The organism is Aeromonas sp. s13 (genome assembly GCF_040907905.1).
GTDB lineage: Bacteria > Pseudomonadota > Gammaproteobacteria > Enterobacterales > Aeromonadaceae > Aeromonas > Aeromonas veronii.
Map to the genome: position 1 here is coordinate 1 of NZ_JBFOCS010000024.1, position 1,637 is coordinate 1,637.

The following is a 1,637-nucleotide window of genomic DNA, read 5'->3' on the forward strand; positions in this document are numbered from 1 at the left end:
TGCGTTGAAATACAGAACCCCCGATGCGGTACATAGGGGGTTCTGAGTGGAGCAAAGCTAGCCGAAAATGTGTAAACCTATTTCAGGACTAGACAGTGACTGACGCGGCGCGACTTAGAAGTGGTAGCGCAGACCCAGCTTGAAGGTGTCCAGAGAGTAGTGCTCTTCACCCAGGCTCAGGGCGTCGAACTGGCGCTCGTAACCGATACCGGCAGAGAAGTGGTCGTTGAAGGCGTAGTCCAGACCTACTTCCAGATTGGGGTGTACCTTGCTCTTGGTTGCGCTCTCGTTTACCTGACCGCTGAAACCGAGGAAGGTGGCGTTGCCGACAACTTCCAATTCGGTGCGGGTGTAGGCGATACCCGGTTTGGCATAAGCGCTGAAGCCCCAGGCCAGCGGCTGGCTCAGCTTGGCGGCCAGGCTGATGCTGCGGGTTTCGATGGTGGTGTCGGCAAAGCCGGTTGCAATCGGGGAGGTTACCCAGGTCAGCTGATCCATCTGTTGGGCGTGCAGGCCACCTTCAACCGCCAGCCAGGGTTTGAAGCTGTAACCCACGATCAGGCTGCCGCCGTCGAGCTGGTCGTCGATCACTTTGGCGTCATAGGCGTCTTTGGCCGCACCATCGAGATCCATCTTGGAGGTAGTCAGATCCAGACCTGCATACCAGCCTTCGGCATGGGCGCCGCCATTCATGGCCAGAGCAAGCAGGGAGAAAGCGGCAATTTTATTAAACTTGTTCATGGATAAATAACCTTGTGTTGCGTGAACTGCGTGTGATTTATATTGCTCAATCCATGAAGCTTTTTATATTTCCGTCATCGCTCTGCTTTCACAGAGGGGCCGCAGTATAGTCAGCACATTTCTGAATAACAAGAGAGTGATTTCCCCATTCTTCTAAATATGACTGGCTGCAAGCAGGGGCATTTTGTTTAATAAATGGTGTTATTAGAGTTTTAGCTTTATTGAGGTTTAAATAATTAACTGGTGAGGCAAATGACAGGCTGAGACTTCGGTTTTGATTCTATGTGATTGATTTGTATCGGCATTAAATTTTCATTCGAGCGTGACCATGATGAGTTGTCTAAAAATTGGCATCTCAGATGTCACTGATTGGCATCAGGTTCTTTTTGATGATTTTTTGAACGCCTCACAAGGTGAAACCGTGAGAAAAAAATCTATCTTTTTGCCTGTTTTTTGCTCTTTTTTAGGTTTGGGATTGTTCCCATTGTGACTTTTGGTGGTCTTTTGAGGCTGTTCTTGCGTGGGCCATGTTGCCCATCAGATACGCGAATTGGCGCTTGTGGGTGGCTTTTCTCTTCACCCGGCCGCAGTTGTTGGGGTGGGCATGAGGCGCGATAAGCAGATATGGGGTGTGCGGCCTGATTAATTTTGTTTGCTTATATAAACAAGCCATTTAAAAGATAGGCTTTTGGAATTCTAAATAACTTGATTATATTCGTTTTTATATTTAATGAAGCTTTCCAATCAAGCCATTTAAATATATTGAATGGCAATGAAACGCTATTGATGAACGTTTAGGATACCTTGCCAGAACGGTCGTGATGGTTGGTGCATCAGTGGGCGGCGGGTGGCCGGTGACACTTCCCCTTGCCAGGGCCCTTGACCTGACCTGCGAA

1 protein-coding gene is annotated in these 1,637 nt (G+C 48.7%); it reads right to left on the minus strand.

Annotated elements, in window-relative coordinates; translation table 11 throughout:
* Positions 1 to 114: 114 nt before the first annotated feature.
* Positions 115 to 741, minus strand: coding sequence for a porin family protein (locus tag AB5Y82_RS02590; protein ID WP_111901585.1), 627 nt, complete (start codon positions 739 to 741; stop codon positions 115 to 117).
* Positions 742 to 1,637: the final 896 nt, after the last annotated feature.